This is a genomic window from Moorena sp. SIO3H5, assembly GCF_010692395.1.
Classification (GTDB): Bacteria; Cyanobacteriota; Cyanobacteriia; order Cyanobacteriales; family Coleofasciculaceae; genus Moorena.
The window spans coordinates 23,032-29,081 of the sequence record NZ_JAAHHS010000055.1 but is presented as its reverse complement, the minus strand read 5'-3'; the positions used below and the strand labels follow the sequence as shown (position 1 = coordinate 29,081).

Below are 6,050 nucleotides of genomic sequence, written 5' to 3'. Positions count from 1 at the left end.
CGGTACAAGAAAAAACCTCGGAACCAGACGGTGAAGTTGACACCAAACAGTGTCTTGAAGATCAGGGTGTTTCCATCTAAAGAACTTCATAAAGTATGGAAAACTTGGCTTAATGCTTATCGTTGGATCTATAACTGGTCAATAGCCACAATCAAAAACGGCTATCAAGGTAGTACCTACGATCTACAGAAAATAGCAAGAAGCGCTGATAGACCAGAATGGGTAAAAACCCTTCCAGGTCATCAACTACAAGAGGCAGTAGCTGATGCGCTCGATGCGTCAAAACAAGCGAAAGTCAATAATGGTTTTGCTAAATTTAAGTCCTGCCGAGAAACAAGTCAGGTAATTAAGTTCAAAGCGGGGGACTTCAAGAAAGGTTCTTGGTACCTAACAAAGGTAAAAGGCTTGTCTTTTCGTTCACCTCAAGGCTTTCCTAATGAATGCATTTACGGTACCCAGTTAGTCTGGATTAAGGGAAAATGGTATGGCGTTTTTCCTGAATACATTGAGCCGACTCCCACTCAGAAAGACAGGGTGATAGCTTTAGACCCTGGGATCAGAACTTTCTTGACTGGGTTTGATGGTGTCAGCTACATCGAAATAGGAACTGGTGACATTGGTAGAATTCAAAGGCTTTGTCAACAGTTAGATCGGTTGATGAGTCGCATTGACTTAAGCCCTGCAAAACGTCAGAGACGAGCAATGAGGAAAGCTGCCCATCGATTGCGTCAAAAAATCCAAGATTTAATTAAAGACTGCCACAATAAATCAGCTTCTTTTCTTGTCAACAACTACAAGCTGATTTTTCTGCCCACATTTGAGACCTCTGAGATGGTAGTAAAATCAGCCAGAAAGTTAAATAAGAAGACAGCTCGTAATCTGCTCAATTGGAGCCACTATAAGTTTCGTCAGCATTTGATTCAAATGGCTGATCGCAATGGTGTAAAGGTGGTCTTAGTTAATGAATCTTACACGAGTAAAACCTGCCCAAAATGTGGGCACATTCACGAGAAATTAGGCGGTAACAAAAAATTTCAATGCCCAGAATGTGGTTTCTTTTTACCACGGGATTGGAATGGCGCGCGGAACATCATGATCCGCGCTTTGTCGGCAACAACCATCAGGTTTTCACCTGGTGCTATACAGGTCATTCCTGCTGATGAGCAGGTTTAGACAGGTTAAATGTTGCACATCTTGAGCACAACTGAGAACTGAAGCAGTTGCTGCCAGTGTAGAGGTCAAAGCTAAAATTGATATCGTGTCCGGTTAAATCCTTCTTCTTTGTAGAGACCTTGCCTGCAACCTCTCTACAAGGAAAGTTTAATTGATTGTTCCTTGTCCGACTTGTCTGCCAAAAGCATGAGCCTTCAAAACAGCGATCGCAAACCAGGAAAACTATCTCTAAGCTCTCGGGAAGACCTCTTTCGAACCCTAGTGGAAAATTCTCCGGAGTGTATAGGGGTATTTGACCGGGAATTTCGCTATGTCTATGCTAATCCCGCTCTGTCACAGGCAATTGGGATAGCTCAGTCAGAATTGATAGGCTTTACCCATCGTGACCTCGGGATGCCAGAAGACTTTATCCACTTATGGGATAGAGCGATGGAAAAGGTGTTTGCCACAGGTCAACAAAACACGATTGAATTCCAGTGGAAGACAGATAATGGGCCACAGTTTTATCAATCCCGTCTGGTACCAGAGTTGGCTAGTGATGGTTCAGTAGAATTTGTGTTGGGGTTTAGCTGTGGGATTAGCGATCGCATAACCAATACAGAATTTTCAAAGTGGCTTGAGCAACTACAGAATTCTAACCGAGAACTAGAACAGTTTGCTTATGTGGCTTCCCACGATTTACAAGAACCCCTGCGGAAGGTCAAGAGTTTCACGGAATTGCTGGTGGAAGAGTACCAGGGGAAATTGGATGGCGAAGCAGACAAATACATGGCTTACATTGTTGATGGTGTTTTCCGCATGCAGACTCTGATTAAAGATCTGCTCGCCTACTCCCGTTTGGGTCGGTCTGAACTGACTTTTGAACCCACAGATATCGCTGAAGTGCTTGAGCAGGTTCTTGAAAACTTGAGTGTTACCATTAAAGAACATCATGCTGTCATCACCCATGATCCACTGCCAAGTATCTCAGCTAATCCTCAACACATGGTGGAATTGTTCCAGAATCTAATCAGTAATGGAATCAAATTCCGTTCCGAGGCAACTCCTGAAATTCACATTGAAGCTAAGTTGCAGGAATCCAAATGGTTAATAGGGGTTCGAGATAATGGTATTGGTATTCCAAGTAAGTATGCTGAACGAATTTTTTCCATATTCCAACGGCTACATGCTAGGAACAAGTATCCCGGTACCGGGATTGGTTTAGCCATTTGTCAGAAAATCGTCCAGTGTCACGGTGGTAATATTTGGGTTGAATCCGAGTCTGGTGTTGGCTCCACATTCTATTTTACCCTGCCAATTCATCATAGTTGGTAGCCAAAGATAGCTCATGGGTTTGCGCATCAAAAACCAATAATAAACGATATTATAGCCAAGTTCAACAAATCCAATTTAAACTAACTATGATATGTATACTAAATTACCTGAAATTCTGCTAGTAGAAGACGATCCTGGAGATATAGAACTCACCAGGAAAGCACTCAAGAAAGCAAAACTTGCGAATAAGCTCCATGTGGTTATGGATGGTACTCAAGCCCTCGCTTACCTCTACAGAGAGGGTGAGTATGCTGATTCCCAACAACCTGACTTAATATTGTTAGACCTAAACCTGCCTGGGATGAATGGACAAGAGGTTCTCGAGCAGATCAAAGGTGATGATGAGCTCAAGCAAATCCCCGTTGTCATGCTAACCACTTCAGATGCTCAGGAAGATATTGTAAAAAGCTATGACTTGGGAGCTAACTGTTATCTTAAAAAACCAATTAGCTTAAAAGAGTTTGACAATATTATCAAAGCCCTAGAAAATTTCTGGTTCAGTGTTGTGAAACTACCGCCCTCATCAACTAGCTAGAATTAAAAATTAAAAATTAAAAATTCTTACATGTTTAGCTAGTGCTAAACATGTAGTGGTTTGGCTACAGTCTGGTCAAGGTAAAAGGTAACTTGAGCTAAAATCGCTACTTTTGTTGTACAACTACTCTTCTTTCAGCGCCCCTCTCCCCAAACTTTTCCTCCGATTCCCGATTCCCGATTCCCGATTCCCAGTGCGTAGCGCGCGCTATAGGTCAGAAACAATAAGCCTAATGCCTTCAAGGAAACTCCTAATTATTGAAATCTTACTACGATTACAGCTCCTCATATTTAAGATTAATTTTATAATTCGAGCCTAAATTACCCATCGAAGACCACAAGTCGGTATACTTTTTAGTATTTTAATCCCCTTGATCTTGAAGATTATACGGATTTTATGTGCATTTTTTAGTGAATTATCCGTATTCTCACGGAGATAACGATTAGTGAAACCACGGTGGAAACAGGTGTTTTTTTCAGTCAATATTAACATATTAGATTTAATCTATATCTAACCGATGTTTGTTGATTAGTTAACAGTATTCCAATGTCATCAACATACCTACGAATCACTTCCCCTTCAGCTGAGCAACAAAATTTCCCTACACCAGTCCCTGCACCAGTCATTTATTTTAAGAATAAACTCTCCACAAACAGACCAGACCATCCTGATGGTACCCAAATCCTCTTAATTGAGGACGATATCCAAGATGTTGAGTTGATTAAAGCATTACTCAAAAAGGCAAAACATTTTCCAGCAACACTCACCCATGTAGAAACCCTAGAGCAAGGTTTCGAATACCTTAGGCAGGGAAAGATTGATATCGTACTCTGTGACCTGTTCTTACCAGATCAGCAAGGCTTAGAGACATTTTGTGAAATTTATGCTCAGTTTCCCGAAGTGCCTATAATCATTCTGAGTGGACTAACTGATGAGAATCTAGCCATAGAAACGCTACAACAAGGAGCACAGGATTACTTAGTTAAAGGAGAATTTGATCGGAACCTATTGGTACGAGCGATGCGCTATGGTATGGAGCGGCAACGACTGCTGTTAGCACTTAAGGGACAAACTGAAGCCCTACGAGTCAGTGAAGAACAGTTTCGCACCATGATTATCAGAAATGCTGATGGTGTTGTCATTATTGATCACAATAGAGTGATTCAATTTGTTAATCCAGCAGCAGAATCCCTGATGAACTGTAAAGCCGAGAAACTCCAAGGAGAACTATGGTGCGGTTCCCTAGTGGTTGGCGAAACTACAGAACTAGATATTCGTTCCTCCTATGGAAAAATTGTTATTGCCGAAATCCAGCTAGTCGAGATTCAATGGGAAGGTAAAAAAGCTTATATGGCATCACTGCGAGATATCACCACTCGCAAGGAACTAGAAATTGCCCAGAAGCAACTGAATGATGAGTTAGAACGTCGGGTTAAGGAGCGCACAGTTGAACTAAGAGTAGCCAATGCTCAGCTCCAAGTTTTGGAAATTAAACTACGTCAATCACTGATGAAAGAGAAAGAATTGAACAATTTCAAATCTCGGATTATCTCTAGTATTTCCCATGAATACCGCACCCCATTAACTACAATTTCCTCATCAGCAGCAATCCTGGAACGGTACTGTCATAAAATGGATATGAATCCGCAAGTCAAACATTGTAGACGTATCCAATCCATGGTTCAGCACCTGACTGGTTTAGTGGATGATGTGCTATTTCTTAACAAGCCGGAATGTGACCAATTATATTTGCAAGTAGAACCTATAGACTTAGTTAGATTTTGTAGTAAATTAGTTGATGAAATCAAATCTAAAACCACAGATAAACACCAGCTCTTGTTTAGCCATGAAGGTGACTTTAAGGAATTTACATCAGATCCTAAGCTGCTACGACAAATGCTAACTAATCTCCTCTCTAATGCTATTAAATATTCTCCTCAAGGAGGCAAAATAGAACTTAACCTGAAGTATAACAATAATCAAGTAATACTGGAAGTTACAGATGAAGGTATTGGCATTCCTAAGCACGATCAAGGTGAGTTATTTAATTCCTTTAGTCGCGGGAGTAATATCGGTTCTATAGCGGGAATTGGATTGGGGTTATCAATTGTAAAAAGTTACGTGGAACAGCATCAAGGTAAAATAGCTATGGAAAGTGAAATAGGTGTAGGTACTAGTGTTCGGGTATCTTTACCATGTAAGCATTCAGCCGTCAGCGGAAGGCCTTTGGCCACGCTACGCGAACAGCCGTCAGCTTAAAATAAACCTCGCAGCGAAGAATGTAATAGTGAGAGATTTTAGAGAATTTAAAGTCTGGGGAAAAGCCCTTGGCCTCTGGCCACGCTACGCGAACAACTGACGTTATCTGTCTATAGGACAACCGAAGTATTTCCCAAGGAAGAACTGTATGGATTGACAAGCCAAATCCGCCGCTCTTGCGTTTCAATTCCTGCCAATATTGCCGAGGGATGTGGTAGAAATGGAGTTGCCGAACTAGCCCGTTTTCTTCAAATTGCTATGGGTTCAGCCAGTGAACTTGAATATCACCTGTTACTGGCTCACGATCTTAATTTAATCAAAGCCCAAGACTATGAATACCTCACAGCAAATTTAACAGAGATTAAACGAATGCTTACCTCTTTTATTCAAAAGCTGTTCGCGTAGCGTGCGCGTAGCGCTTAAGCTGATAGCTGAAAGCTGATAGCTGATAGCTTTCTTTACCATTGCTTGCTTAGTATGACTCACAATAGCAAAGGGAACAGGGAATAGGGAGCAGGGAGCAGGGAGCAGGGAGTAGGCAAGAGGCAAGAGGCAAGAGGCAAGAGTGAAAAAAATCTGTTTACCTCATAGCTATGATAAAAGCTATAATAGGCGAAGTTATGAATACTAATAGAGTTGGTAAAACCTATTTTTAAGCTATCATCTCTAGTTCCATTAACTACTTATTACTATTGGTTTTTAGGTAATGGAAAATGGAAAATGGTAAATTCCCAATTCCCAATTTCCAATTCCCAATTAATACCCAGAG

Annotated in this window: 5 protein-coding genes; all 5 read left to right on the top strand. The window is 41.2% G+C overall.

Annotation, left to right across the window (positions count from 1 at the left end; all coding sequences use genetic code 11):
- A partial coding sequence (locus tag F6K52_RS09065) for a transposase (protein ID WP_293076577.1) occupies positions 1–1,173 on the top strand: 1,173 nt, incomplete at its 5' end.
- Positions 1,174–1,359: 186 nt separating this feature from the next.
- Entirely contained in the window at positions 1,360–2,487 is a 1,128-nt protein-coding gene (locus F6K52_RS09060) for an ATP-binding protein (RefSeq protein ID WP_293076575.1), read from the top strand.
- A gap of 91 nt (positions 2,488–2,578) precedes the next feature.
- Positions 2,579–3,022, top strand: coding sequence for a response regulator (locus tag F6K52_RS09055; protein WP_293076573.1), 444 nt, complete (start codon positions 2,579–2,581; stop codon positions 3,020–3,022).
- Between the two features lie 546 nt (positions 3,023–3,568).
- Positions 3,569–5,281 carry an ATP-binding protein gene (locus tag F6K52_RS09050; RefSeq protein ID WP_293076571.1) on the top strand — a complete coding sequence of 571 codons (1,713 nt, stop codon included), beginning with the start codon at positions 3,569–3,571 and terminating at the stop codon, positions 5,279–5,281.
- A 54-nt stretch (positions 5,282–5,335) separates the two neighbouring features.
- Complete coding sequence (locus F6K52_RS09045; protein WP_364416761.1) at positions 5,336–5,686, top strand: four helix bundle protein; 351 nt, start codon at positions 5,336–5,338, stop codon at positions 5,684–5,686.
- The last annotated feature ends 364 nt before the right edge of the window (positions 5,687–6,050 follow it).

Excerpts from the sequence above, each read along its gene's own strand:
- F6K52_RS09055 (WP_293076573.1), top strand. The coding sequence starts at position 2,579 with ATGTATACTAAATTACCTGAAATTCTGCTAGTAGAAGACGATCCTGGA.
- F6K52_RS09050 (WP_293076571.1), top strand. The coding sequence starts at position 3,569 with ATGTCATCAACATACCTACGAATCACTTCCCCTTCAGCTGAGCAACAA.
- F6K52_RS09060 (WP_293076575.1), top strand. The coding sequence starts at position 1,360 with ATGAGCCTTCAAAACAGCGATCGCAAACCAGGAAAACTATCTCTAAGC.